The sequence below is a fragment of the Bacteroides sp. AM37-9 genome (assembly GCF_003603455.1).
Lineage (GTDB): Bacteria > Bacteroidota > Bacteroidia > Bacteroidales > Bacteroidaceae > Bacteroides > Bacteroides xylanisolvens.
The window spans coordinates 167,912-191,411 of sequence record NZ_QTNF01000006.1 but is presented as its reverse complement, the minus strand read 5'-3'; the positions used below and the strand labels follow the sequence as shown (position 1 = coordinate 191,411).

Annotated in this window: 20 protein-coding genes and 1 other RNA gene; 12 read left to right on the top strand and 9 right to left on the bottom strand. The window is 41.8% G+C overall.

Annotated features, from left to right (window positions below; genetic code table 11):
- The first annotated feature begins 58 nt into the window (after positions 1–58).
- The 4 genes from obgE to DW862_RS06615 are packed head-to-tail and all read left to right on the top strand — an operon-like array spanning position 59 to position 3,405.
- Entirely contained in the window at positions 59–1,213 is a 1,155-nt protein-coding gene (gene obgE, locus DW862_RS06630; protein WP_120067519.1) for a GTPase ObgE, read from the top strand.
- Positions 1,210–2,022 carry a peptidoglycan editing factor PgeF gene (gene pgeF / locus DW862_RS06625; protein ID WP_120067518.1) on the top strand — a complete coding sequence of 271 codons (813 nt, stop codon included), beginning with the start codon at positions 1,210–1,212 and terminating at the stop codon, positions 2,020–2,022. Before obgE ends, pgeF begins: the two co-directional genes overlap by 4 nt.
- 50 nt (positions 2,023–2,072) lie before the next feature.
- Positions 2,073–2,738 carry a B3/4 domain-containing protein gene (locus DW862_RS06620; protein ID WP_120067517.1) on the top strand — a complete coding sequence of 222 codons (666 nt, stop codon included), beginning with the start codon at positions 2,073–2,075 and terminating at the stop codon, positions 2,736–2,738.
- Between the two features lie 28 nt (positions 2,739–2,766).
- Positions 2,767–3,405, top strand: a complete 639-nt coding sequence (locus DW862_RS06615; protein ID WP_120067516.1) for a M23 family metallopeptidase — start codon at positions 2,767–2,769, stop codon at positions 3,403–3,405.
- 43 nt (positions 3,406–3,448) lie between these two features.
- Here the strand turns inward: DW862_RS06615 and DW862_RS06610 are convergent, their stop codons facing one another.
- Positions 3,449–4,630 carry a lactonase family protein gene (locus tag DW862_RS06610; RefSeq protein ID WP_120067515.1) on the bottom strand — a complete coding sequence of 394 codons (1,182 nt, stop codon included), beginning with the start codon at positions 4,628–4,630 and terminating at the stop codon, positions 3,449–3,451.
- A gap of 183 nt (positions 4,631–4,813) precedes the next feature.
- Between DW862_RS06610 and ssrA the strand changes: the two genes are divergently transcribed.
- Positions 4,814–5,210: a transfer-messenger RNA gene (gene ssrA / locus DW862_RS06605) on the top strand.
- Positions 5,211–5,322: 112 nt separating this feature from the next.
- Here the strand turns inward: ssrA and DW862_RS06600 are convergent.
- Positions 5,323–6,750 (bottom strand): DUF4419 domain-containing protein, encoded by a 1,428-nt coding sequence (locus DW862_RS06600; RefSeq protein ID WP_120067514.1) that lies wholly within the window; start codon positions 6,748–6,750, stop codon positions 5,323–5,325.
- Positions 6,751–6,966: 216 nt separating this feature from the next.
- Here DW862_RS06600 and dinB point away from each other — a divergent pair, with 216 nt between their 5' ends.
- The 3 genes from dinB (at position 6,967) to DW862_RS06585 (ending at position 11,231) form a co-directional block, all read left to right on the top strand.
- Positions 6,967–8,058 (top strand): DNA polymerase IV, encoded by a 1,092-nt coding sequence (gene dinB, locus DW862_RS06595; protein WP_120067513.1) that lies wholly within the window; start codon positions 6,967–6,969, stop codon positions 8,056–8,058.
- 477 nt (positions 8,059–8,535) lie between these two features.
- Positions 8,536–10,470, top strand: a complete 1,935-nt coding sequence (locus tag DW862_RS06590; RefSeq protein WP_120067527.1) for a heparinase II/III family protein — start codon at positions 8,536–8,538, stop codon at positions 10,468–10,470.
- Positions 10,471–10,529: 59 nt separating this feature from the next.
- Positions 10,530–11,231, top strand: a complete 702-nt coding sequence (locus DW862_RS06585) for a DUF4627 domain-containing protein (RefSeq protein WP_004320741.1) — start codon at positions 10,530–10,532, stop codon at positions 11,229–11,231.
- A gap of 160 nt (positions 11,232–11,391) precedes the next feature.
- Here DW862_RS06585 and DW862_RS06580 read toward each other — a convergent pair whose 3' ends face one another.
- Complete coding sequence (locus tag DW862_RS06580) at positions 11,392–12,570, bottom strand: C1 family peptidase (RefSeq protein ID WP_120067512.1); 1,179 nt, start codon at positions 12,568–12,570, stop codon at positions 11,392–11,394.
- A 93-nt stretch (positions 12,571–12,663) separates the two neighbouring features.
- Positions 12,664–12,801 carry a hypothetical protein gene (locus tag DW862_RS25820; protein WP_004301914.1) on the bottom strand — a complete coding sequence of 46 codons (138 nt, stop codon included), beginning with the start codon at positions 12,799–12,801 and terminating at the stop codon, positions 12,664–12,666.
- 324 nt (positions 12,802–13,125) lie between these two features.
- Between DW862_RS25820 and DW862_RS06575 the strand changes: the two genes are divergently transcribed.
- From DW862_RS06575 to DW862_RS06560, 4 genes are all read left to right on the top strand, one after another.
- The gene (locus DW862_RS06575) at positions 13,126–15,852 is read left to right on the top strand and encodes a transglutaminase domain-containing protein (RefSeq protein WP_055235861.1); all 2,727 of its coding nucleotides are present in this window, start codon (positions 13,126–13,128) and stop codon (positions 15,850–15,852) included.
- A gap of 82 nt (positions 15,853–15,934) precedes the next feature.
- On the top strand, positions 15,935–16,372 hold the full coding sequence (locus tag DW862_RS06570) for a hypothetical protein (RefSeq protein ID WP_008645296.1): 438 nt from the start codon (positions 15,935–15,937) through the stop codon (positions 16,370–16,372).
- 395 nt (positions 16,373–16,767) lie between these two features.
- A complete protein-coding gene (locus DW862_RS06565; protein WP_008021027.1) occupies positions 16,768–17,199 on the top strand; it encodes a hypothetical protein in 432 nt (143 codons plus the stop codon).
- A 14-nt stretch (positions 17,200–17,213) separates the two neighbouring features.
- Positions 17,214–18,428 carry a sodium ion-translocating decarboxylase subunit beta gene (locus DW862_RS06560; protein ID WP_004308326.1) on the top strand — a complete coding sequence of 405 codons (1,215 nt, stop codon included), beginning with the start codon at positions 17,214–17,216 and terminating at the stop codon, positions 18,426–18,428.
- Between the two features lie 144 nt (positions 18,429–18,572).
- On the opposite strand, the gene DW862_RS06555 is transcribed toward DW862_RS06560, so the two are convergent.
- The 5 genes from DW862_RS06555 to DW862_RS06530 all read right to left on the bottom strand — a co-directional run bounded on the left by DW862_RS06555 (position 18,573) and on the right by DW862_RS06530 (position 23,476).
- The gene (locus tag DW862_RS06555; protein WP_055235860.1) at positions 18,573–19,325 is read right to left on the bottom strand and encodes a copper homeostasis protein CutC; all 753 of its coding nucleotides are present in this window, start codon (positions 19,323–19,325) and stop codon (positions 18,573–18,575) included.
- A gap of 65 nt (positions 19,326–19,390) precedes the next feature.
- Positions 19,391–20,926 (bottom strand): ribonuclease Y, encoded by a 1,536-nt coding sequence (gene rny, locus DW862_RS06550; RefSeq protein WP_004313412.1) that lies wholly within the window; start codon positions 20,924–20,926, stop codon positions 19,391–19,393.
- 123 nt (positions 20,927–21,049) lie between these two features.
- Positions 21,050–21,340, bottom strand: a complete 291-nt coding sequence (locus DW862_RS06545) for a cell division protein ZapA (RefSeq protein WP_004304741.1) — start codon at positions 21,338–21,340, stop codon at positions 21,050–21,052.
- Between the two features lie 11 nt (positions 21,341–21,351).
- Entirely contained in the window at positions 21,352–21,666 is a 315-nt protein-coding gene (locus DW862_RS06540; protein WP_004304743.1) for a hypothetical protein, read from the bottom strand.
- A 787-nt stretch (positions 21,667–22,453) separates the two neighbouring features.
- Positions 22,454–23,476 carry a LacI family DNA-binding transcriptional regulator gene (locus tag DW862_RS06530; RefSeq protein ID WP_004313409.1) on the bottom strand — a complete coding sequence of 341 codons (1,023 nt, stop codon included), beginning with the start codon at positions 23,474–23,476 and terminating at the stop codon, positions 22,454–22,456.
- Positions 23,477–23,500 lie beyond the last annotated feature (24 nt).

The following is a 23,500-nucleotide window of genomic DNA, read 5'->3' as shown; positions in this document are numbered from 1 at the left end:
GCCGGAGTGTTCTAATTAACTGCTCTAACTACTGACTACTTTAACTTTTAAAAAAAATATGGCTGAATCGAATTTTGTTGATTACGTAAAGATATACTGTCGCTCGGGTAAGGGCGGAAGAGGCTCTACGCACATGAGGCGCGAGAAATATTGTCCTAACGGAGGTCCCGACGGGGGCGATGGTGGAAGAGGAGGTCATATCATCTTGCGCGGTAACCGTAATTACTGGACATTGCTGCACTTGAAGTATGACCGTCATGCAATGGCCGGTCATGGTGAATCGGGGAGCAAAGGACGTAGCTTCGGAAAAGACGGTGCGGATAAAATAATAGAAGTACCCTGCGGAACGGTAGTTTATAATGCCGAGACAGGGGAGTATCTTTGTGACGTAACAGAAGACGGACAGGAAGTGATTTTGCTCAAAGGCGGTCGCGGCGGTCAGGGTAACTGGCATTTCAAGACGGCCACCCGTCAGGCTCCGCGTTTTGCGCAGCCGGGAGAGCCGATGCAGGAAATGACCGTTATCATGGAGCTGAAACTGCTTGCCGATGTCGGTCTGGTAGGTTTCCCGAATGCGGGAAAGTCAACTTTGCTTTCTTCCATTTCGGCTGCCAAACCGAAAATTGCCGATTACCCGTTTACTACACTCGAACCCAACTTGGGCATCGTTTCCTATCACGGTGGAAAATCCTTTGTGATGGCGGACATACCAGGTATTATCGAAGGTGCCAGTCAGGGAAAAGGTTTGGGACTGCGTTTCTTGCGTCATATCGAGCGTAATTCATTACTGCTGTTTATGGTTCCGGCAGACAGCGACGACATTCGTAAAGAATACGAAGTCTTGCTGAACGAACTGCGTACCTTCAATCCTGAAATGTTGGACAAGCAACGTGTGCTGGCCATCACCAAGAGCGATATGCTCGATCAGGAGTTGATGGACGAGATTGAACCTACATTGCCGGAAGGCATTCCACATGTATTCATATCTTCTGTTTCCGGTTTGGGCATCTCGGTATTGAAAGACATCCTTTGGGAAGAACTGAACAAGGAAAGCAATAAGATAGAGGACATCGTTCACCGTCCGAAAGACGTGACCCGTCTGCAACAGGAACTCAAAGACATGGGCGAAGATGAAGACATCGTTTATGAATATGAGGAAGATGGCGACGATGATATCGATTATGAGTACGAAGAAGATTGGGAAGAAGAATGATTTCTCTTACAAAACATAACGAGTTGAAGGGATATAAGTCATTAGATGCATATCCCGAAGTAGCTCATTTCGTAACTACACGTCACGGAGGTATAAGCACCGGAGCTTACGGCTCTTTCAACTGTTCGCCTTATACCAACGACTCATGTGTGAACGTCAATCGCAATCAGAACTGGTTGTTTCAGTGCATGAATCATCAGATAAAGGAATTATTTATTCCTGAACAGAGTCATGGTTGCGCCAGTCTGATTATCAATGAATCATTTTTTAAAGAATCATTGGAAAGGAGACGGCTACTTCTGCGAGGAATGGATGCTTTGATAACGAATGTGCCGGGATATTGCGTTTGTGTCACGACAGCGGATTGTGTTCCTGTATTGCTGTACGACAAAAAACAACACGTTGTGGCTGCCGTTCATGCCGGATGGAAGGGAATGGTGAAGCATATTGTCAGTCATGTGATGGACAACATGACTCAAAAGTTCGGGACGCAAGGCGAAGATGTAATAGCTTGCATCGGGCCGAGCATTTCGCTCGAATCATTTGAAGTAGGCGATGAAGTGTATGATGCTTTTGAAGAAAGCGGTTTCGATATGTCTCTTATTTCTATGAAGAAGAAGGAGACAGGCAAATATCATATTGATTTGTGGGAAGCCAACCGGATTGAATTACTGAATCGCAGAGTGCCTGCAGAGCAGATAGAAGTGGCTGGAATCTGTACCTATATTCATCATGATGAATTCTTCTCCGCACGTAGATTGGGAATAGATTCCGGTCGTATATTGTCGGGAATAATGATTAGAAAGTAATAATTAGTGTCCGTAATCGCAGGACGCTGATGATTGGTTTATGATAAGTTATGTTTGAAATAAAAGTATCTAAAGAAATAAAAGACGCATGCCCGGTTTTTGCCGGAGCCGCCGTGTATGCTGCGGTGAAGAATACTGCTTACAGCGAAGGGCTTTGGCAGGAAATCAATGCTTTTGCCGGGCAACTGACTTCCACTACACAGATGGAAGACATCAAACATCAACCTGTTATCTTTGCTACCCGTGAGGCTTATAAGCGTTGTGGCAAAGATCCCGGACGTTATCGCCCGTCAGCCGAAGCTCTACGCCGCCGCTTGATGCGTGGAATCCCGTTATATCAGATTGATACGTTGGTAGACCTTATTAACCTTGTGTCTCTTCGTACGGGACATTCGATCGGTGGTTTTGACGCGGACAAGATACAAGGTACGCGCCTTGAACTCGGTATCGGCAAAGCAGGAGAACGGTTTGAAGGTATCGGACGCGGTGTATTGAATATCGAAGGACTACCTGTATATCGCGATTCTTTCGGAGGAATCGGAACCCCGACAAGCGATCATGAACGTACGAAAATGGATCTCGGAACCACTCATATCCTAGCCATAGTCAATGGTTATAACGGAAAAGAAGGTTTGCGAGAAGCTGCTGAAATGATACAGACCTTATTAAGAAACTATACAGAATCGGATGGAGGCGAAATCGTATTCTTCGAATAATTAGAATGAGTGCTCTAAGAAAAAAGACATGAAAAACATACTTATCTTACTGACAGTTTTATTATTGCCACTGACTGCCGACGGGCAGGATAAACCTTTCTTCTCTGCCCGCGAAATGGCTGATGTACGGGTAGCTACTCCCGGATTATTTGCTAAAAGCAATCATATCTATCTGCATTTGGATTCTCTGAAAGACCATGAATATGCTTTCCCATTACCCGGAGGAAAAGTAATCTCTGCCTATGGAACTCGCGGAGGACATTCGGGAACAGACATTAAGACCTGTGCAAAAGATACGATTCGTGCTGCTTTTGATGGAGTGGTGCGTATGTCGAAACCCTATTATGCCTATGGCAATATCGTTGTAATCCGCCACGCTAACGGATTGGAAACACTTTATAGCCACAATTTCAAGAATCTGGTTAAAGCTGGTGATGTCGTAAAAGCCGGACAAGCTATCGGGCTGACAGGACGTACCGGTCGTGCCACTACCGAACATGTACACTTCGAAACCCGTATTAACGGGCAACATTTTAATCCGAATCTCATTTTTGACTTAAAAGAGAGAACATTGCGGAAAGAATGTATCAAGTGTACCAAGAACGGGAATAAAATCGTTGTGAAGACTCAAATTCCTGACAATCGGATTGCTCAAAATAAAAAGTAAAGGGCTATCAGTAGTTGATGAATAGCCGGGAGATTATGACAAATTATGGCACAAATTTTATGCAGACCGGCTTGTCTACTTTTATATCCTGCTGTACATCTGTTAATAGTCCTGTATCTGTATCTCTTTCATAAACTTGTATCACATTGCTATCTCTGCAAGCAACCAACAAGTATTTGCCATTAGGCGTGATGATGAAATTGCGTGGATGAATCCCTGTCAGTTGGTAGCCTGCTTTCGCCAACATTCCGTTATCCGGGTGAATACTGAATATGGCAATACCATCTGCTTTCAAACGATTGCTGGCATACAGGAATTTTCCATCCGGGCTGATATGAATGTCAGCACTTCCTTGTGCGTTTACCGTATCGGCAGCGATTGTCTGGATCTCTTTTAAATCTCCGTCTTTGTATTCAAAAGCGATTACTGTGCCCGATAACTCATTAATCAGATAGGCGTAATGACCGTTTGGCGAGAAAGTCAGATGGCGGGGACCCGAACCGGCTTTCACTTTAAAGGCAGCAGGCGATCCTTCTTTCAGAAATGCTTCCTTATTTTCTGCATTTGCAGCTGGGTTAATGATAAACTTATGTATTTGATCTGTACCCAAGTCATCGGCAAACAAGTATTTACCATCCGGAGTGATACGGACACAATGCAAATGCGGTTTCTCTTGTCTTTCCTTGTTTACTCCCGTACCTTTGAATTGTATAATATCGGAAGCGGGTAGGAGCGAGCCATCTTTTGCGATAGGGAAAACGGAGATGCTGCCGCCACTGTAGTTGGCGGTTATCACATTATTTCCACTGGCGATGATATAACAGGGATCTTCACCTCCCGTTTGCTGTGAATTTAATAGTTGCAAAGTACCTTTTTCTTTATTGAAGGCAAATGCATTGGCGGCAGCTTGCGTATTATTGAATTCACTGACTGCATAGACGAATTTCCCGTCGGCAGATGGAACAAGATAAGAAGGATTTTCAACTTCCGTGTCACTTAACGGAGTGGCAGTCCCGTCTTCTTCGTTGAAGCGGTAGCTATATATCCCTTTACTGGTTCCTGATGTGTAAGTACCCACCAACATGGTTAGTTCGTTTTCCGTTGTATCGGTTGTTTCCATAGGAGTCTTTTTTTTAGAAGTACAGCCACTGATACTGATTCCGAATATGCAAATAGCGGCAAATGCTTTGAATATAGATGTTTTAGATAGATATGTCTTAATCATAAGTAGCTTATTATTGGTTGATTTTTCATGATGCTTTTTCACCTTAAATATAAAATAGCTCCGTAAAGATAGTGCTTTGATATAATATTTGCTAACGTCTTCTCGTAAATTAGAAAACATTTCCTATCTTTGCACTCTTAGAAAGCGTTCTAAACAATCGCTATTCTGTACGAATAAAAATTTGGGGTTGACTGGATTTGACAGCGGGCAGAAATGGTAGGTAAGCATGCAGTGGGTCGGTAATTTCCACTTAAATATCAGTTATCAAAATTTTATCTGGCGAAACTAATTACGCTCTTGCTGCTTAATCGAATCACAGTAGATTAGCTTAATCCAGGCACTAGGTGCCAGGACGAGACATCACTCGGAAGCTGTTGCTCCGAAGCATTCCGGTTCAGTGGTGCAGTTACATCGGGGATAGTCAAAGGCGGCCTCGCACTTTTGATGAAACTTTAGAGGATAAGGCAGGAATTGATGGCTTTGGTTCTGTTCCTGCACGAAAATTTAGGCAAAGATAAGCATGTAGAAAGCTTATGATTTCCTCGTTTGGACGAGGGTTCGATTCCCTCCAGCTCCACAATAAATGCTGATTTTAAGTATTTTATGAGATTTGCGCCCCGCTTTACATCCTAATAATGTAAAGCGGGGTGTTTTTGTTTTTTAGTATATGGCTTTTGGATAGCCTCTTTTTATTATGGAGTCATAAATGAAGCACTCCCACCTCGCGAACCATTTATTTTTATATCCGTATCAGGCAATAATCTTTTAGTACGCTCTATTCCCTCTTTAGTAATCTTTCCATATAAATTCAACGATCCGATTTTAGTCTTTGATATTTCATCAGGTATATCAATTGTGTCGATAAACTGGATATCCAACCTTTTTATTTCTTTGAGCTCCAACAGTACAGCCGGAAATTCTTTTACTCTGATATTGATGCCGCTTCCCCAACCATCCTTTTGAGCATCAGCACTCAATTTACTTTTTAATCCCTCCTTATTAACATCTTTCTTCCTGACCATCCAACCAATTTGCGGTCGCAGAGCAAAAGTCTTGCTGTTTTGTTCTAATCCAATGAAACCTGCCCAAAATTCTAATGGAGTTTCTTTGACAGCGTCGCCATATACTTCCTGATACTTTACATCTACCTTCACTATCTCATCAGGGAGACAATTTTTGCCTTCCAGCTGTTTCAGATTATTTCTTTTCCCTTCCTTATCATAAGGGAAAAACTTCACGATCCATCCATCAATAATGTTTGGGGCTCCGTATCGTTTCTGTGAATGATATTTAAACATGTTGCGCCAAAAGTCCTTATTGACTTCTCCTTTAGATGCTTTGACAAATTCTTCCAAAAGAGGTTCCAGTTCTGAAATCCACCAATCGAGTTTGTATTCTTTCAACCCTCTGGCTTTGTGCAGTAGTTTTTCCCAGTCCTCCGGTGTTCCTTCGAGAGTTATTTCAGGTATTCCACAGACAATGCGTATGATGATAAACTCAAAGTAAGGTTTTACAGCCTCCATGATTGTTATTTCGGAAGCAACTTTCTCTAAAGAGGTAGTCGTTGAAAAATTGCAGGTGAGCAGTTCGGTCAGATGCTTACCGGCGTATTGGGATATTTGTTCTGTAAATTGCGGAAAGATTTTCTCCCACGAAAGAGTAGGGTCTTCCAATTTTTTGTCTTCTCTTACAATTAAGGATAGTTTGCCGGAGAAATCAACAAGTTCATTTCTCATAGATTCCTGATTGGCATTGATATGGCGTGCAAATCCCTGGCTGATTAATAGCCAAATTATGTCCGGGGACAACACGAATGGCCTGTGATCTGCATAAGCCTGATACATACCGTTGAAAAAAGAATTAGGACCAAAAGAAACGAGACTGTCGGGAGATTCGCTCTTTGCAATGATATGATAAGGAACCTTGATATTCTTCTCTTTTATCTCATAAGGCTCTATGTTCATATCTGATAATATAAGACTTTCGTAAATTGCATTCGGGGAGTGTAGATGAAGTAATTCTTCAGGCTTTGAAAGCTTTTCGACCTTAAAAGTGATTCCATTTTGAGCGAATGTGGAAACACTGCAAAATATGAATAAGCAAAATAATGTGTTTTTCATAATCTTAAAGAGTTGTATGGTGGCACAAACTTATTAACTACCTCTATATTTTGAATAGACGATATGCAAATATAATATAATAAGAACTGTCTTTGACAAGATATTGAATGTTTTTTTGGCTTATATCTATAAAAATCATAAGCATATTATTTCTTGAACCGATAAGCAGGATTTATTCGGGAATTTATAGTAAGTTTGCTCTGCTAATCCTAAACAATGATGCAGAGAAAGATTATACATATCGACATGGATGCCTTCTATGCCTCTGTAGAACAGCGTGATAATCCAGAACTTCGTGGCAAGCCTTTAGCGGTAGGTCATGCAGAAGAGCGGGGAGTTGTGGCTGCTGCCAGCTATGAAGCCCGGCGTTACGGTGTCCGTTCCGCCATGGCTTCGCAAAAGGCGAAACGTCTTTGTCCCCAACTCATTTTTGTACCTGGCAGGATGGATGTTTATAAATCCGTTTCCCGTCAGATACATGAGATTTTCCACGAATATACGGATATCATCGAACCTCTGTCTCTGGATGAAGCTTTTCTGGATGTCACAGAAAATAAGAAAGATATTTCCCTGGCTGTGGATATAGCAAAGGAAATAAAGCAGAAGATTCGGGAGCAGCTCAACCTTGTTGCGTCTGCCGGAGTTTCTTATAATAAGTTTCTGGCTAAAATAGCTTCGGACTATCGCAAACCGGACGGCTTATGTACCATTCATCCGGAACAGGCCCTTGATTTTATCGCCCGTCTTCCTATCGAATCTTTTTGGGGAGTGGGTCCGGTGACTGCAAAGAAGATGCATTTACTTGGCATCCACAATGGACTTCAACTACGGAAATGCTCTCTTGAAATGCTGATAGCACATTTCGGAAAAGCCGGCGCACTGTATTATGAGTGCTCACGAGGAATTGACGAACGCCCTGTCGAAGCAATTCGTATCCGTAAATCCATTGGCTGCGAACGTACATTGGAACGTGATATTTCAGCCCGTTCATCGGTCATTATCGAACTATACCATGTGGCGGTAGAGCTGATTGAACGTCTTCAGCGAAAAGACTTCAAAGGCAACACGCTTACCCTGAAAATCAAGTTTCATGATTTTAGCCAGATAACCCGAAGCCTTACTCAATCGCAGGAACTCACCACCTTAGACCGGGTACTCCCACTTGCAAAAGAATTGCTTAAAAGCGTCGAATTTGAGCAACATCCAATCCGGCTCATCGGTCTTTCCGTCTCCAATCCAAAAGAGGAAGCCGATGAACAACACGGTGTCTGGGAACAGTTGAGTTTTGAATTTAGCGATTGGGATTGAAGGCGAAGAGGAAGAAATAGAGGAATGAAGAGTAAAGAATAGGGGATGAAAAAGAAGAGAATCAAAGAATGAAAAAAGAAAGAGGATAGAATATCCAAACAGATACTTTGTCTGAAGTAAAACAGATACTCTATTTGAAATAAAATAGAGCCTTTATTTGCCCTAAACAGAGCCTCTGTTTGGAATAAATAGAACCTCTATTTTCTCCAAAGGAAGCCTCTGTTTTCTAAAACTGTATCTTTGTTTTTCCGAAATGAAAACCCGGTTTCCGTGTGACTTAATTTGTTTTTATAGTGACTTAAATTGTTTCTACAATGACCTAATTTGTTTTTATAATGACTTAAAAGCCTAAAATATAGCAATTAAGAGTACTATTTTTGAACTATGTACTTTTTTGTCATCAGGTTCGTATGATTTACTCACCTCATTTTTTATCAGATACGTTATCTTTGCAATACTTAAATGAATGAAAATACCATGAATCGAATGAAACATTTATTTTGTGTTCTTTTACTAGCAGCTTTAGGAAGTTTTTCTTTCAAGGCAAACGCTTACACCGAACGCAATATGCTGCAAAAAGCGGTAGACAAAACTACGTTGAAAAACGTGTTGGTAATGAAACAAGCATGGGTGCCTTATCCTGCTTATACAGATCGCGCCGCCTGGGATTCTTTGATGGGCCCCAATAAGCAACGCCTCATCGAAGCCGGCGAAAAACTCCTCGACTATAAATGGCAACTGATACCTGCCACCGCTTATCTGGAATACGAACGCAGCGGTAACCGTAAAATAATGGAAGTCCCTTATGACGCCAACCGCCAGGCACTTAACGCCTTGATGCTCGCCGAACTGGCCGAAGGAAAAGGGCGTTTTATCGACCAATTACTGAACGGAGCATATATGAGCTGCGAAATGAATTCATGGGTTCTATCCGCACACTTGCCCCGTCAGAGCAGCAAACGTTCACTTCCCGACTTCCGCGAACAGATTATCGACCTCGGTTCAGGCGGATACGGAGCTTTAATGGCTTGGGTACACTATTTCTTCCGCAAACCATTCGACAAAATCAATCCTGTGGTATCCTTGCAAATGCGTAAAGCAATCAAAGAACGTATTCTCGATCCGTATATGAACGACGACGAAATGTGGTGGATGGCTTTTAACTGGAAACCGGGAGAAATCATCAATAACTGGAATCCCTGGTGTAACTCCAATGCCCTGCAATGTTTCTTACTGATGGAGAACAATAAGGATAAGTTGGCGAAAGCTGTTTATCGCTCCATGCAGTCAGTCGATAAGTTTATCAACTTCGTGAAATCCGATGGTGCCTGTGAGGAGGGAACCTCTTACTGGGGACATGCCGCCGGAAAGCTCTATGACTATTTGCAGATACTCTCTGATGGCACAGGCGGTAGACTGTCTCTGTTCAATGAACCGATGATTCGCCGGATGGGAGAATATATGTCCCGCTCATACGTGGGCAATGGTTGGGTGGTGAATTTTGCTGATGCATCGGCACAAGGCGGGGGCGATCCTTTGTTAATCTATCGCTTCGGTAAAGCTGTAAACAGCGATGAAATGATGCACTTTGCCGCATACCTGTTGAATGGAAGAAAACCGTATGCTACCATGGGAAACGATGCTTTTCGTTCGCTTCAATCTCTACTTTGCTGTAATGAGCTGGCAAAAGCAACTCCGAAACATGATATGCCGGATGTAACCTGGTATCCCGAAACGGAATTCTGTTATATGAAGAATAAGAACGGTATGTTTGTTGCCGCTAAAGGCGGATTTAATAACGAAAGTCATAACCACAACGATGTAGGAACCTTTTCTTTATATGTAAATACAATTCCTGTGATAATTGATGCCGGTGTAGGTACATATACCAAACAGACGTTCGGCAAGGACCGCTATACCATCTGGACCATGCAGAGCAACTATCATAACTTGCCGATGATTAACGGAGTACCGCAGAAATTCGGGCAGGAGTATAAAGCTACCAATACCGTTTGCAATGAGAAGAAACGGATGTTCTCTACGGATATAGCTACTGCTTATCCGGCAGAAGCGAAAGTGAAAAGCTGGGTTCGCTCTTATGCTCTTGATGATAAAAAACTTATTATTGGTGATATTTATACGTTGGATGAGGCTATTGCTCCTAATCAAATGAACTTTTTAACTTGGGGCAATGTGACTTTCCCGTCAGCCGGAAAAATCCGCATCGAAGTAAAGGGACAAAAGGTAGAAATGAACTATCCGTCGCAGTTTAAAGCCGAACTGGAAACAATCAAACTGGATGATCCGCGCCTGTCTAACGTATGGGGAAAAGAGATTTACCGCATCACACTAAAGACTGAAGAAAAGAAAGTGACTGGTAAATATGGATTTGTTATTCAACAAGTGAAGTAGGATGAAATAGATTTTTAAAGCTAGAAAAAATAAAGTATAAACAATTAAATCACAGTAAGATGAAAAAAGTATTATTTGCCGGGCTTTTGGTCCTTGCAGGAGTAAGCGTAAGTGCGCAGAACCTGATAAAAAACGAAAAATTCGCCACTGAAGTAAAGACTAAAGTGACTAATGCCAACAAAGCTACCGCAGGAGAGTGGTTTATCATGAATAATGAAGCTGACGGCGTAACTACTATTGCCTGGGAAGAAACAGGAGATGCCAAATATCCGAATGCAATGAAATTGGATAACTCCGGTGCCGAAAAGAATCTCTCTTGGTATAAAGCTTTCCTGGGACAACGTATTACCGATGGTTTGGACAAAGGTATCTATGTTCTTACTTTCTATGCAAAGGCTAAAGAAGCAGGAACTCCAGTCAGTGTATACATCAAGCAGACCAATGAGGAAAAGAACGATAATGGCAAGTACAATACTACTTTCTTCATGCGTAGAGACTATGACGCAGATGCTCAACCAAATGCTTCGGGCGCACAATACAATTTTAAAATTAAAGATGCCGGTAAATGGACTAAAGTAGTGGTTTATTATGATATGGGACAAGTGGTAAATGCTATTAGCAGCAAGAAAGCAAATGCTAACTTGGAAGTGTCTGATACAGACGATGATGCTGCTATTCTGAAAGATTGTTATGTGGCTATTCTTTCCCAGAACAAAGGTGGCGTTGTAGAAATCAGCGACGTGACATTGAAGAAGAAATAAAGAGCAAAGGATTTAATATAGTAGGTTAACAAAAAAATAGGGCAGTGAAGTAGTGATACTTCGTTGCCCTATTTTTTTTGTTATATGAATATAATGGAGAGTTCCGAATAAATAAATGTATGAAACAGTCAATCTCCCTTCGGGACTGATTTCATGCGATTTATTGAATTCCGAGTTTCTTCTTCAGTTCCTTAGGCAGAGAATCTTTGTGTACCATCACACAGATTGTTTTAGCACGTACATAGCTTTCAGACATATTCAGATAACCTCCGGATTTGTTGCTTTCCGCTCCCCAGGAATTCTTGGTGATATAATATTTAGTACCATTCTGATCTTTCACAATACCGGTGATGTGCATCAGGTGGTCGTCAGTTGTCACAAACTTCTCGTAACCATCCTGACGGATTTCCGGTGTTACGTTGATTTCCGGATAAGGATGCTCAAACTTGAACACTTCGTCCATTCGTTGATATTTTGGCATTTTCTCAAAACGGGCACGGTCGGTAGTCGAGTAATCTTTCACATCCTCCACTTGCGGGTTAATGGCGATTCCGTTCTTGAAAGAGAAACCCTGTTCGCTTACGTCACCGTCCCAACATACGGTATATCCTTTGTTCAGTGCATAGTCGATAACCCCGATCAGTTCGTCCAACGGAAGATTATACATCGGCTGGTTTTCCCAGTTGTCGGGAACTTCAGGTGAGAATGTCTCATAATAAGGCTTGTGAGTGAAACTAGTCAACTCAACGTAATCATCCATATTCAATCCCAGACTTTCAGTGAAAGATTGAGGAGTATATTCTTTTCCTTTATAAGTGAATTTTTCGGGAAGCTTGCCCAGATAAATGTCGAACAGATTATTAATAAGTGCATCAAATTGCGGAGTACGCTTTTTAGATTCAATATTTGCGTCTACCAATGCTTTGAGGTAGCGTGACAATGCTCCGTGATTGTGGTCTTTGTTATCGCCCAGCAATCCGGTGTACACTTCTTCCGGAACGATTCCCGCTTTCTTATAAGCGTTTTTGAAAGTGTGTGCCAAACTTCCTTCACCGATACTTCCTTTACCACGACGGAGATAATTGTCCTCCATCTGATTCATGTACTTTTGGCGGACGATAAACATTTCCGAGAGATCATATTCTCCTTTTCCCATTCGGAGCAGTTCCGACTCCATGAAAGAAGCGGTGGCAAAGCACCAGCAGGTTCCTGTGGAACCCTGATCTTTAACAGGCGTTGCTTGGTGGGATACAACGGTTGTGAACTCATAACCGGGTGTTTGTGCAAAAGAGGTTACGACCAATAATAGGAGCGCAACCGACATAAATAGCTTTTTCATAATGTGTTTTATTATCTTTCTTCTGCAAATGTATAAAAAAAGCGAAGATACTCGAAAGTTCCTCGCTCTATTTATTATAATTAGTGTGTTTATTTACATGGCAACCTGCTGTGACAGCAGTTTTTGAAGTTTACCGTTTAATGTTTGGCACATGGCACCATTTCCCATTGCTTGATAGCGTTTAATACGGTACTGTAACATCATAATTTTTTCATTTGCATTCTTTTTCATAATTTGTTTCCTCTTTTTTTGCCCTCCACGTTTTGAAGAGCGGTTTTACATCTTGTTTTCTCTAATAACACTGCAAAGATACAAATTGTTTTCGAATTATATGCTGTAAAACATAAAAATCTTCTTTTTCTTTTGAATTTTCTTTTTATAAGGGTTCGAACACGGTCTATATTACAAACCTGTTACAAAATTCCCGGATTTTCCCATCAATGACAATATTATTCTTATCTATCACATTTTTATGTACTTATCTAGGTATTCAGAAAATATTCTTCTATTTTTGTCAGTCAGCAACCTTATTAATAGAATAAACCAAACACTTATATGAAAACATTCACCCATCTTTTGTGCGTCCTGATTTTGTCGATTGTACTGTTTGCTTGTAACAATGCTCACTTCCTCAAAGAAGAATCCTACCGGAATCAAGTAGTTCAAGACTTTGAGCAGAAAAAACAGGCACTTCCTCATGGAGATTTATTTGCGATCTTTGGTGATTCCGCTCTGTCAGTGTACGAGCGCGAAGCATTGATGTTTCTCTACGCTTATATGCCGATAGGGGATGTGACGGACTATCCGGGAGATTATTACTTGGAGAATGTCCGGCTGTCGAAGCAGACACGTGACGAGATGCCTTGGGGCAAAGAGATTCCCGATGAAGTGTTCCGTCATTTTGTTCTGCCGATCCGGGTGAATAACGAGAATCTGGATGATTCCCGTCGTGTGTTTTATGGTGAACTAAAAGACAGGGTGAAGGGGCTGCCGATGAAAGACGCGATATTAGAGGTGAACCACTGGTGTCACGAGAAAGTGGTCTATCGTCCGAGTGATGCGCGCACCAGCTCACCATTGGCATCTGTCAAAACAGCGTATGGACGTTGTGGCGAAGAGTCTACATTTACGGTGGCTGCGCTCCGGGCAGTCGGTATTCCGGCACGGCAAGTGTATACGCCCCGCTGGGCGCATACGGATGATAACCATGCTTGGGTGGAAGCATGGGCGGATGGACATTGGTACTTCTTTGGAGCTTGTGAACCGGAACCGGTTTTGAACCTGGGATGGTTTAATTCCCCTGCCAGTCGGGGAATGTTGATGCATACCAAGGTTTTCGGACGTTACAACGGTCCGGAAGAGATTATGCTTGAGACGCCGAATTATACAGAAATCAATGTGATTGATAATTATGCCCCTACTGCCAAAGCTATCGTAACGGTGACGGATGCCGACGGTCAACCGGTAGCAGATGCCAAAGTCGAATTTAAGATATACAATTATGCGGAGTTTTATACAGTAGCCACGAAATATACAGATGCAGAGGGGAAAGCCAGCCTGACTGCCGGTAAAGGAGATATGTTGGTTTGGGCATCCCGCAACGGACAATTTGGTTATGCCAAAATCTCATTTGGAAAAGATGATGCATTGCAACTCTCTTTAAATAGGAAAGAAGGTGAAGTCTATTCCTTGCCAATGGATCTTGTACCTCCGGTGGAAGGAGCGAATATTCCCGAAGTCACTCCCGAACAACGGGTGGAAAATGATCGGCGGATGGTGCAGGAAGATTCAATCCGCAATGCGTATGTAGCAACAATGATGACGGAAAAACAGGCCAAAGAGTGGATAGATAAACTATATGGAAATACCTTACAACCGGAAAAGAAAGAAAAATTAGTAAACTTCCTGGTTGCTTCGCGAGGAAACCACCAAACCTTGAAAGACTTCCTTTCAGCTATCCGAAAAGAGAAAGACGCTGTTTCATGGGAAGAAATACGGGCTATATGGATATTAGAGAGTCTTTCGGCTAAAGATCTCCGCGATGTAACTCTGGATGTATTGAATGATCATCTGCTGACTAATATCTCGGATTGGGAGAAGATAGAGGCTGATTTATTTAAAAGAATGTACCTCAATCCTCCTCGTATAGCCAATGAAATGTTGACTCCTTATAAAAAGGTACTTCGTGAAGCCATTGAAAAAACAGTGTACCAGTCTGTGCCCGATAGCATGAAACGTGATCCCAAAGTATTAATAGAATGGTGCAGAAAAGAGATTAAAATCAATAATGAACTGAATTCCCAACAGATTCCTATCTCTCCGATGGGAGTATGGAAAGCACGGGTGGCTGATGAAAAGTCGCGTGACATATTCTTTGTGGCAGCTTACCGGAGCATGGGATGGGCGTCCGCTGCCTGGATTGATGAAGTGACCGGAAAGGTGCAGATTCTAAATGAAGAATTTGCAAAGGAAGATGTCAACTTCGATACGGCAGAAGCTGCACAGTCTCGAAAGGGAGTATTGCAAGCTACTTATACTCCTATCCGCTCTGTGGAAGATCCTAAATATTATTCGCATTTCACTCTTTCCAAGTTTAAAAACGGCACATTCCAGTTGCTTAATTATGACGAAGGAGAGACGGATATGGGGGATGGAACTACCTGGCGTAATTTGTTAAAATATGGGAGAGAGCTTGATGAAGGCTATTATATGATGGTGACCGGAACTCGGTTGGCAAGTGGCGCGGTGCTTTCCAACAGTACATTTTTTACTATAGAACCCGGTAAGACAACCACCGTTGACCTTGTGATGCGTGAAAGCAAAGATCAGGTGCAAGTGATCGGCAATTTTAATTCGGAAGCGACCTATCGTCCGGTTGACAGCACTGAACAGTGGAGTATTCTGCAAACCTGTGGACGTGGCTATTTTATAGTAGCTGTGCTTGGAGTAGGGCAGGAACCTACCAATCATGCGCTAAGAGATATAGCCGCTTTGGGCAATGACTTCGAACAATGGGGGCGTAAGATGGTCTTTCTTTTTCCTTCGGAAGAACAATACAAGAAATTTAATGCCGACGAATTCAAAGGACTTCCGTCTACCATCACCTACGGTATTGATGTCGATGATAGCATCCGCAAAGAAATTGTACAGGCTATGAATTTAAACAATTCTATTCTGCCGGTGTTTATCATTGCAGATACATTTAATAGGGTAGTCTTTGTTTCTCAAGGATATACAATCGGTTTGGGTGAGCAATTGATGAAAGTTGTACATGGGTTATAGAAAAGAGGAGGTATACAATAATCGTTAATTCTTGCCCTTAATGCGTTTTTTCGGAAAAGAATGATTACGTTTGCAGCAAATTATGACTAAGTACATTTTTTGCATATTAGCATGTGCATTTCTGGTATTGGGATTTAGTAATGTTTCCAATAAAGAATTGCAGGGATTCCAGAAAAAAACTGAAACCTCGTCTAATGACATGCGATATGAAGCAGTGTCATGCTGTTGCGTTTCTTCTGCCGGCTTCGACAAGCCAGGTAAAGATTCTCATTCGCAGTTTGTTGACGAGACATCCACTTGTAATGTTAGTGACTGCATTTTTGACAATATCTCTTTTCCGAGAAGCATTGTTCCTTTCAAGAACCTGAAGTTCAATACCAATACTGTCATTATACAGATATTGAGCTCTCTGAATGTTATGCTTCCGGAGAATCGTTTGGGGCATACCGGCCTTGATGTCAATTACACTAAATATTCGTGTAAGTATTACGTCTATACATTGGCGCATATTCTCATTTAGACTATATTCTTATCTTTGGGTAAGGTGAGGTGCCTATTCAGATCCTCCATCTACCATCATTTCCTTTATTTATTATCTTAGTTTTATTCATGTTAACATGGAAAACAAAGAATGTATTTCCTATGACTTGGAACAAAGGACGGATATTGATGTGCCTGTCTTTAAGGATTAAAATATTGTGTTCCCGTTGTGAAACGGGAGTTACGTCGTATAAAAGCAAGGATATATACCGAAGTGGTTTCAGGCAAGTGTTATCCGCCGATTGCTTCTATATGGTGATGAGGAAGGCCCAATGGGATTAACTTTCATGTGTGTCTAAATTTTGTAATGGTTTTACCATTGGGCGCCTCTTCTTTTTTTGAATAAGATTATACAACCTAATTTTTTATATTACTATGATTCATTTATTACTATCTACTCTTGCGATGATGGGGCTTACGTTCCTCATCGGTTTTTTTGTCGCTGCGGTCATTAAGTTGATTGCCTATGCGGCCGATTCATTTGATTTTTATAGTTCTCACCGTTTGGAGCTACTCCGTTTGCGACGCTGGCGTCAGCATCGGCAAAAGGTGGAGAGATTAGTCCGACAGATTCCCATTGCAGATGAAGATGCTTTGGGAGATTTCCGTGAAGATTACAGTAAGGGGATCGATAGAAACTTTACTGGTTATTCCGGCTATTATCATGGCGTGAGTCCGGGAGCTTCTGAAAATAATCTGATGAATTATTATTATTCACAGGATACCCGCGAATTCTTTCTTCGGGAAGAAGAGCAGGCACATGTCAATAAGAAGAACTCAAAGAAACTTACTAACAACAAACAATAAAAGAAAACTAATTTATGGAAAATATAGATTTTGCTACCTTGTTTCAAGGTATTGGTACAATGATGGCAAGCGGATGGGTGCTTGCTTCTGCAAGAGTTTTTTTAGTACTTCTCGGTTTGTTACTGATCTATTTAGGCTGGAAAGGTATACTCGAACCGATGGTAATGATTCCGATGGGATTGGGAATGGTAGCTATCAACTGCGGAACCCTCATTATGCCCGACGGTACACTGGGTAATCTCTTTCTCGATCCGATGCTTTCAGATACAGATCAATTAATGAATACTATGCAGATAGATTTCCTGCAACCTGTTTATACCCTGACGTTTAGTAACGGGCTGATAGCTTGTTTTGTCTTTATGGGTATCGGGACGCTTCTAGATGTCGGCTTCCTGCTTCAGAAACCATTTGCAAGTATATTCCTGGCTTTGTGCGCAGAGCTGGGCACTTTTCTGACAGTACCTATTGCTTCTGCTCTTGGTCTGACTCTGAAAGAAAGTGCATCTGTGGCTATGGTGGGTGGAGCCGACGGACCAATGGTGTTGTTTACTTCGTTGGCATTGGCAAAGCATCTCTTTGTTCCTATTACGGTGGTTGCTTATCTTTATTTGGGCTTAACGTATGGAGGCTATCCTTACTTGGTAAAACTTTTGGTTCCCAAACGCTTCCGCGCTATTAAGATGGTGACAAAGAAAGCTCCGAAGAATTACGATGCTAAAGTGAAACTGGCTTTCTCTGCTGTTCTTTGTGCTATTCTCTGTTTCTTGTTCCCGGTAGCTTCTCCTTTGTTTTTCTCTTTGTTCCTAGGTGTTGCTGTTCGTGAGTCGGGTATGAAACATATCTATGATTTTGTGAGTGGTCCGTTGCTTTATGGTTCCACTTTTATGTTGGGCGTACTGCTCGGTGTACTTTGTGATGCACATCTGTTGCTCGATCCGAAGATCTTGAAACTATTAGTATTAGGTATTGTAGCATTATTACTTTCCGGTATCGGAGGAATAATCGGAGGATATATCATGTATATTATTAAACGGGGTAATTACAATCCGGTAATCGGTATTGCAGCTGTTAGCTGTGTACCCACTACCGCGAAGGTTGCACAAAAGATTGTAAGCAAAGATAATCCGGACTCATTTGTTCTGGGAGATGCTTTGGGAGCTAATATCTCGGGCGTAATTACTTCGGCTATTATTACTGGTATTTATATTACGATAATTCCATATTTATAAATAAAAGTATAGCAGTTTCTTGAGATACTGTTGGTAATGATGCAAAAAAGAAATGGTGAACAAAAGCTTGAAGGCTGTATGTTCACCATTTCTGTCTTGTATTAGTACTATTATGAGACGATATCTCATCCCTTGTCGCCATATTTATCCATGTAAAGCGGCATCAATCGTTTCTTTTACTCTTCGTATGGAAGTTACATTTCGTTCGTATTCGTTGATGTGTACCGTGCCTCCCATGGAGACGGCTTCATTTTTGAATATCATTTCGCTCTGAATACTTTCACGTGCCGAAAAATGAAACTCGTTGATTCCGGTTTCTGCGGCAATGCGCGCGATATTATTTTCATTTACTCCGCATCCGGCGAGTAATGTGATTCTTCCGGTAGCCTGTTTCTGTAACTCTTCTAAAAGGGGGATTCCCAGTTCAGCCGTAGGTTGCTGACCGGAAGTCAGAATACGGTTGCACCCCAGTTTGATGATCTGTTCCAATGCTCTCTGCGGGTTACGGCATACATCAAATGCCCGGTGAAAAGTCACAGATAGCCCTTGAGCAGCTTCCATTAGTTTCTGCATTGCTGGCAAGTCTACTTCACCCTCTGCTGTCAGGCAACCGAATACCACTCCGTCTGCCCCTAATTTTCGTGCAATTTCAATATCTTTCAGCATTGTCCGGATTTCGATATCCGAATACAGAAAATCTCCTCCACGAGGCCGGATAATAACGTGTAGTCGGGTATGAGTCAGTACTTCCCTTGCGATGGCGATCTCACCATAGGAGGGCGTTGTTCCACCTTCCGGTATTCCGGCACACAGTTCCACACGGTCTGCTCCACCTTTCTGTGCGGCCAGGCAACTTTCCACTGAATTGGTACAAATTTCAAATTGATACTTTCCCATAGTCGTGATATTAAAAAAGGGCGAATTTCTTCGCCCTTATATGAATCTTCTTTTGAATCGTTACGTTATTTAGCGAAACTTACCGCACGTGTTTCACGGATGACGGTAATCTTCACTTGTCCCGGGTAAGTCATTTCATCCTGGATCTTCTTGGCGATTTCACCTGACAGGCTTTCTGTCTGCTTGTCGTCAATCTTATCTGCACCAACGATAACGCGGAGTTCGCGTCCTGCCTGGATAGCATACGTCTTTGTTACACCCGGATAAGCCATTGCTAGCTGTTCGAGATCGTTCAGACGCTTGATATAAGCCTCTACGATTTCGCGGCGTGCCCCCGGACGTGCACCGGAGATGGCATCACATACTTGTACGATAGGAGCCAGCAGACTGGTCATTTCTGTTTCGTCATGGTGAGCACCGATAGCGTTGCAGATATCCGGTTTTTCTTTGTATTTCTCGGCAAGTTTCATACCCAGCAATGCGTGTGGCAATTCTGGTTCTTCATCAGGCACTTTACCAATATCATGCAGCAAACCTGCACGTTTTGCTTTCTTCGGGTTCAGTCCCAGTTCTGATGCCATCACAGCACAAAGATTGGCTGTTTCGCGTGCATGCTGCAACAAGTTCTGACCGTATGAAGAACGATATTTCATCTTACCGATGATACGGATCAATTCAGGATGCAGACCGTGGATACCCAAGTCGATGGTCGTACGTTTACCCGTTTCGATAATTTCTTCTTCCACCTGTTTGCGTACTTTAGCTACCACCTCTTCGATACGGGCCGGATGGATACGTCCGTCAGTCACAAGCTGATGCAGGGCCAAACGGGCAATTTCACGGCGAACCGGGTCGAAGGCAGAAAGAACGATTGCTTCCGGAGTATCGTCTACAACGATTTCAACACCGGTAGCAGCTTCCAGAGCACGGATATTACGTCCTTCACGTCCGATAATACGTCCCTTGATTTCATCCGATTCGATATGGAATACTGTAACAGAGTTTTCAATGGCAGTTTCCGTAGCCACCCGTTGGATAGACTGGATAACGATACGTTTGGCTTCTTTGCTGGCAGTTAATTTAGCATCATCCATAATGTCGTTGATGAATGATTGTGCCTGCGTTTTAGCTTCTTCTTTCAGTGATTCTACCAGGCGTTCTTTGGCCTCTTCGGCAGACAATCCGGAGATTGCTTCCAGTTTATCGATTTCCTGCTGTTGCAGTTTATCGAGTTCTTCTTTTTTCTTGTCAACAATCACAAGTTGCGCTTCCAGATTCTCTTTTACCGCTTCGGCTTCCATCTTTTTACGTTGGATTTCTTCCTGACGCTGGCTAAGTACCATTTCACGTTGCTTCAACTTGTTTTCCGCTTGCTGAATCTTCTGATTCCGCAATGCTACCTCCTTTTCAAGGTCTGCTTTCTTATTCAGGAATTTCTCCTTCACTTCCAGCAGCTTGTTTTTCTTAATTACTTCCGCTTCCGTCTCCGCTTCTTTCAGGACATTATCGTATTTGGATTTCAGTACATACCGGAATAGTATATATGAAAGGACTCCTCCTACGATGAAGCAAGCAATTGCTGTTGCTATTATTGCTATCATTCTACATTTAATTTAAGTATATAAATAAAAACGCACCGCCAAATATCAAAGCAATTATTTTTGCTTGGATATTGTGCAGTGCGTGGTTGTTTTATCTCTTATCAGCGAATAGCCAGTCGGGATTTATTCTTCCTTAAAATAATCCTCCAGCAATTCTGTCAGTTCTTTTACCTTCTCCACATAGGGGCTGGTATCATTACGTTGCATCAATTGCAGTCTCTCTAACGAGAACTGATAGGCTACCATGGCAATAATTTTTTCGGGTTCCAGATTTTTATAGACTTCCCGATACTTATTAAGCCTGATATTTACCTGCTTGGCGGCTTCCCGTACCATTTGTTCTTCCTCGCGGTTGATGGTTAACGGGTAGTTTGAGTCTGCTATCTGCAGGTTTATCTTTATTTTATCGTTCATACATCTTCTTCTTATTCATTCAACAAAGCGATGCATTTATCGACTTCACGCACTAATTTTGACAATCGCAGCTTCGTCTCTTTTACGTCGCTGCCGTTAAGGCTGATTGCCGTAGCTGTTTTTAGGTTTGTATAGCTGACTTCCAATTCATCGTATTGAGCTTGTACCTTCTCGTTTTTCAGCTTTTCATTTTCGAGAAGCTTCTTCAACTCGGCATTTTCACGCTTAAGTTCATCGTGCAAATAAATCAAATGCCGTAGTTGCGTTTCAAAGGAATTCAATAACTTTTTTTCTTCTTCTGTCATCACTACACCAAAATTGTACACAAAAATACGATTAACTCTGATATTACAAAAACTTTTCGGGAGAAAATGTTCTTTTTCGTCTAAATTAGCTATGAACGGAGGGGAAAGTAGAGTATTGCATAGGAAGCAAATACAGACTGCTTATAATATTATGGTATATTTTAAATTAATGCGAATTAGTAATTGAAAATGAATTGTCATTCATTTTTGTACGATTCTGAATCATTACAAAATCGATTAGATTTTTCTACTGGGTATTTATTTTCAATCTTTCTATTTCTTCTTTCACCTTTTCTCTGTCTCTTCGATGAATAAGGAGTTTGCGGGTGAAGAGTAACAATTTCACCATCTCTTCACCTGTAGCGAGTAGTTTCAAAAATAGTTTCAAGGCTTGAAACAATCTGTTTCACACCGAGAAACACTTCGTTTCGCTACTTGAAACAAAGTGTTTCCCGCCTTGAAACTTTTAGTTTCAAACAAGGTTGAAACTAATTACGAAATAGCTTTACTAATTTTACTCAATGGTGGAATCTGGAGGCTGCAATTTGATTTGATTCACGATGAAGAGCAGGTGAAGGGGCGGCTATTCACCTGCAAACAGCTTGTTTATCGGCCATACAGAAGAAAAGTGAAGGAGCTGGAAGAATTGGACGTATTATAGAGAAAGAGCATTGAATGATTCAAAACTATATAAATCTGAATTCTTCTTTTTTGTTGGTATCGTAAAAGATTACTATTCAGCAAACTTTTGTAACTTCGGTATGTTTTTCAGGAAAGTATTAAGATATAATATCTGGTAGATAAGTCATTAATATACCTCCAAACGTGGCGTCGATGCACGCATTTTGATTTCCGCATCCAACACGATTGAATGATTGGGAGATGCCGGATCTTTGATTTTCTCTAAAATAAGTTCGGCAGCTTTTTTCCCCATCTGGTACAAAGGCGGTTCTACTGTAGTCAATTTGGGATAGACTATGTTGGAAAGTTCAGTTCCTGAAAAACTGGCTACGGCGATTTCTTCGGGTATTTTTTTTCCAAGTTCCCTCAATCTGTTCATAGCTCCAATAGCCAATGTTTCCGTAAAAGCGAAAATAGCATTGAAAGGAATATTTCTTTCCACTAATATATCCGCTGCTTTTTTCCCTTCTTCAAAAGTCATACCGGTTTTTATCAGCATATTATTCTTATCAAAAGGAATCCCGAATTTAGCCAAAGCGTCTTTGTATCCTCTGACACGTTCTATGGAGTTGTAAATATCGTCCGGTCCCTGTATATGAACAATCTGTTTGCGTCCGCTTCGGATCAGACTTTCTACGAGAAAGAATGACTTCATATAATCGTCCACTATTACTTGCGGAACTTCAAGTCCATAGGGAATACGATCATAGAACACCATAGGCATTCCCGCTTGCTGTAAACGAGCATATTCCTCCTTATTCCTTTTATAACTGCAAAGACAGATGATGATGCCATCCACCATGAATCCTTCCATCAGTTGCAGGTTCTCTTTTTCTTTTTCCGGATCTCCTCCCGACTCTGCAATAATCACCTTTATATTTTTGGTGTGAAGCACTTCTTGTATGCCGTTTATTACTCGTGAAGCAAACGGCGTAACCATTTCAGGAACGATCACCCCCACGGTATTGGTATGTCCGTATTTAAGGTTGATTGCTACAGGGTTTGGTCTATATCCCAATCTTTTAGCTGCTTCTATCACCTTTTCTTTCGTTTCTTTACGGATATTCTTGTCATCTCCCAATGCACGAGATACAGTGGAGACGGATATTGACAAATGTCGAGCGATGTCTTTTATGGTTATATACTTCATGCTGAATGATTGTTTAAATCAAAG

Excerpts from the sequence above, each read along its gene's own strand:
- DW862_RS06600 (WP_120067514.1), bottom strand. The coding sequence starts at position 6,750 with ATGAAAAACACATTATTTTGCTTATTCATATTTTGCAGTGTTTCCACA.
- DW862_RS25820 (WP_004301914.1), bottom strand. The coding sequence starts at position 12,801 with ATGAAAAAGAATGCAAATGAAAAAATTATGATGTTACAGTACCGTATT.
- DW862_RS06585 (WP_004320741.1), top strand. The coding sequence starts at position 10,530 with ATGAAAAAAGTATTATTTGCCGGGCTTTTGGTCCTTGCAGGAGTAAGC.
- pgeF (WP_120067518.1), top strand. The coding sequence starts at position 1,210 with ATGATTTCTCTTACAAAACATAACGAGTTGAAGGGATATAAGTCATTA.
- DW862_RS06565 (WP_008021027.1), top strand. The coding sequence starts at position 16,768 with ATGATTCATTTATTACTATCTACTCTTGCGATGATGGGGCTTACGTTC.
- DW862_RS06570 (WP_008645296.1), top strand. The coding sequence starts at position 15,935 with ATGACTAAGTACATTTTTTGCATATTAGCATGTGCATTTCTGGTATTG.
- dinB (WP_120067513.1), top strand. The coding sequence starts at position 6,967 with ATGATGCAGAGAAAGATTATACATATCGACATGGATGCCTTCTATGCC.
- DW862_RS06580 (WP_120067512.1), bottom strand. The coding sequence starts at position 12,570 with ATGAAAAAGCTATTTATGTCGGTTGCGCTCCTATTATTGGTCGTAACC.
- DW862_RS06610 (WP_120067515.1), bottom strand. The coding sequence starts at position 4,630 with ATGATTAAGACATATCTATCTAAAACATCTATATTCAAAGCATTTGCC.
- DW862_RS06575 (WP_055235861.1), top strand. The coding sequence starts at position 13,126 with ATGAAAACATTCACCCATCTTTTGTGCGTCCTGATTTTGTCGATTGTA.
- DW862_RS06615 (WP_120067516.1), top strand. The coding sequence starts at position 2,767 with ATGAAAAACATACTTATCTTACTGACAGTTTTATTATTGCCACTGACT.
- DW862_RS06590 (WP_120067527.1), top strand. The coding sequence starts at position 8,536 with ATGAATCGAATGAAACATTTATTTTGTGTTCTTTTACTAGCAGCTTTA.
- DW862_RS06560 (WP_004308326.1), top strand. The coding sequence starts at position 17,214 with ATGGAAAATATAGATTTTGCTACCTTGTTTCAAGGTATTGGTACAATG.
- DW862_RS06545 (WP_004304741.1), bottom strand. The coding sequence starts at position 21,340 with ATGAACGATAAAATAAAGATAAACCTGCAGATAGCAGACTCAAACTAC.
- DW862_RS06620 (WP_120067517.1), top strand. The coding sequence starts at position 2,073 with ATGTTTGAAATAAAAGTATCTAAAGAAATAAAAGACGCATGCCCGGTT.
- DW862_RS06555 (WP_055235860.1), bottom strand. The coding sequence starts at position 19,325 with ATGGGAAAGTATCAATTTGAAATTTGTACCAATTCAGTGGAAAGTTGC.
- rny (WP_004313412.1), bottom strand. The coding sequence starts at position 20,926 with ATGATAGCAATAATAGCAACAGCAATTGCTTGCTTCATCGTAGGAGGA.
- DW862_RS06530 (WP_004313409.1), bottom strand. The coding sequence starts at position 23,476 with ATGAAGTATATAACCATAAAAGACATCGCTCGACATTTGTCAATATCC.
- obgE (WP_120067519.1), top strand. The coding sequence starts at position 59 with ATGGCTGAATCGAATTTTGTTGATTACGTAAAGATATACTGTCGCTCG.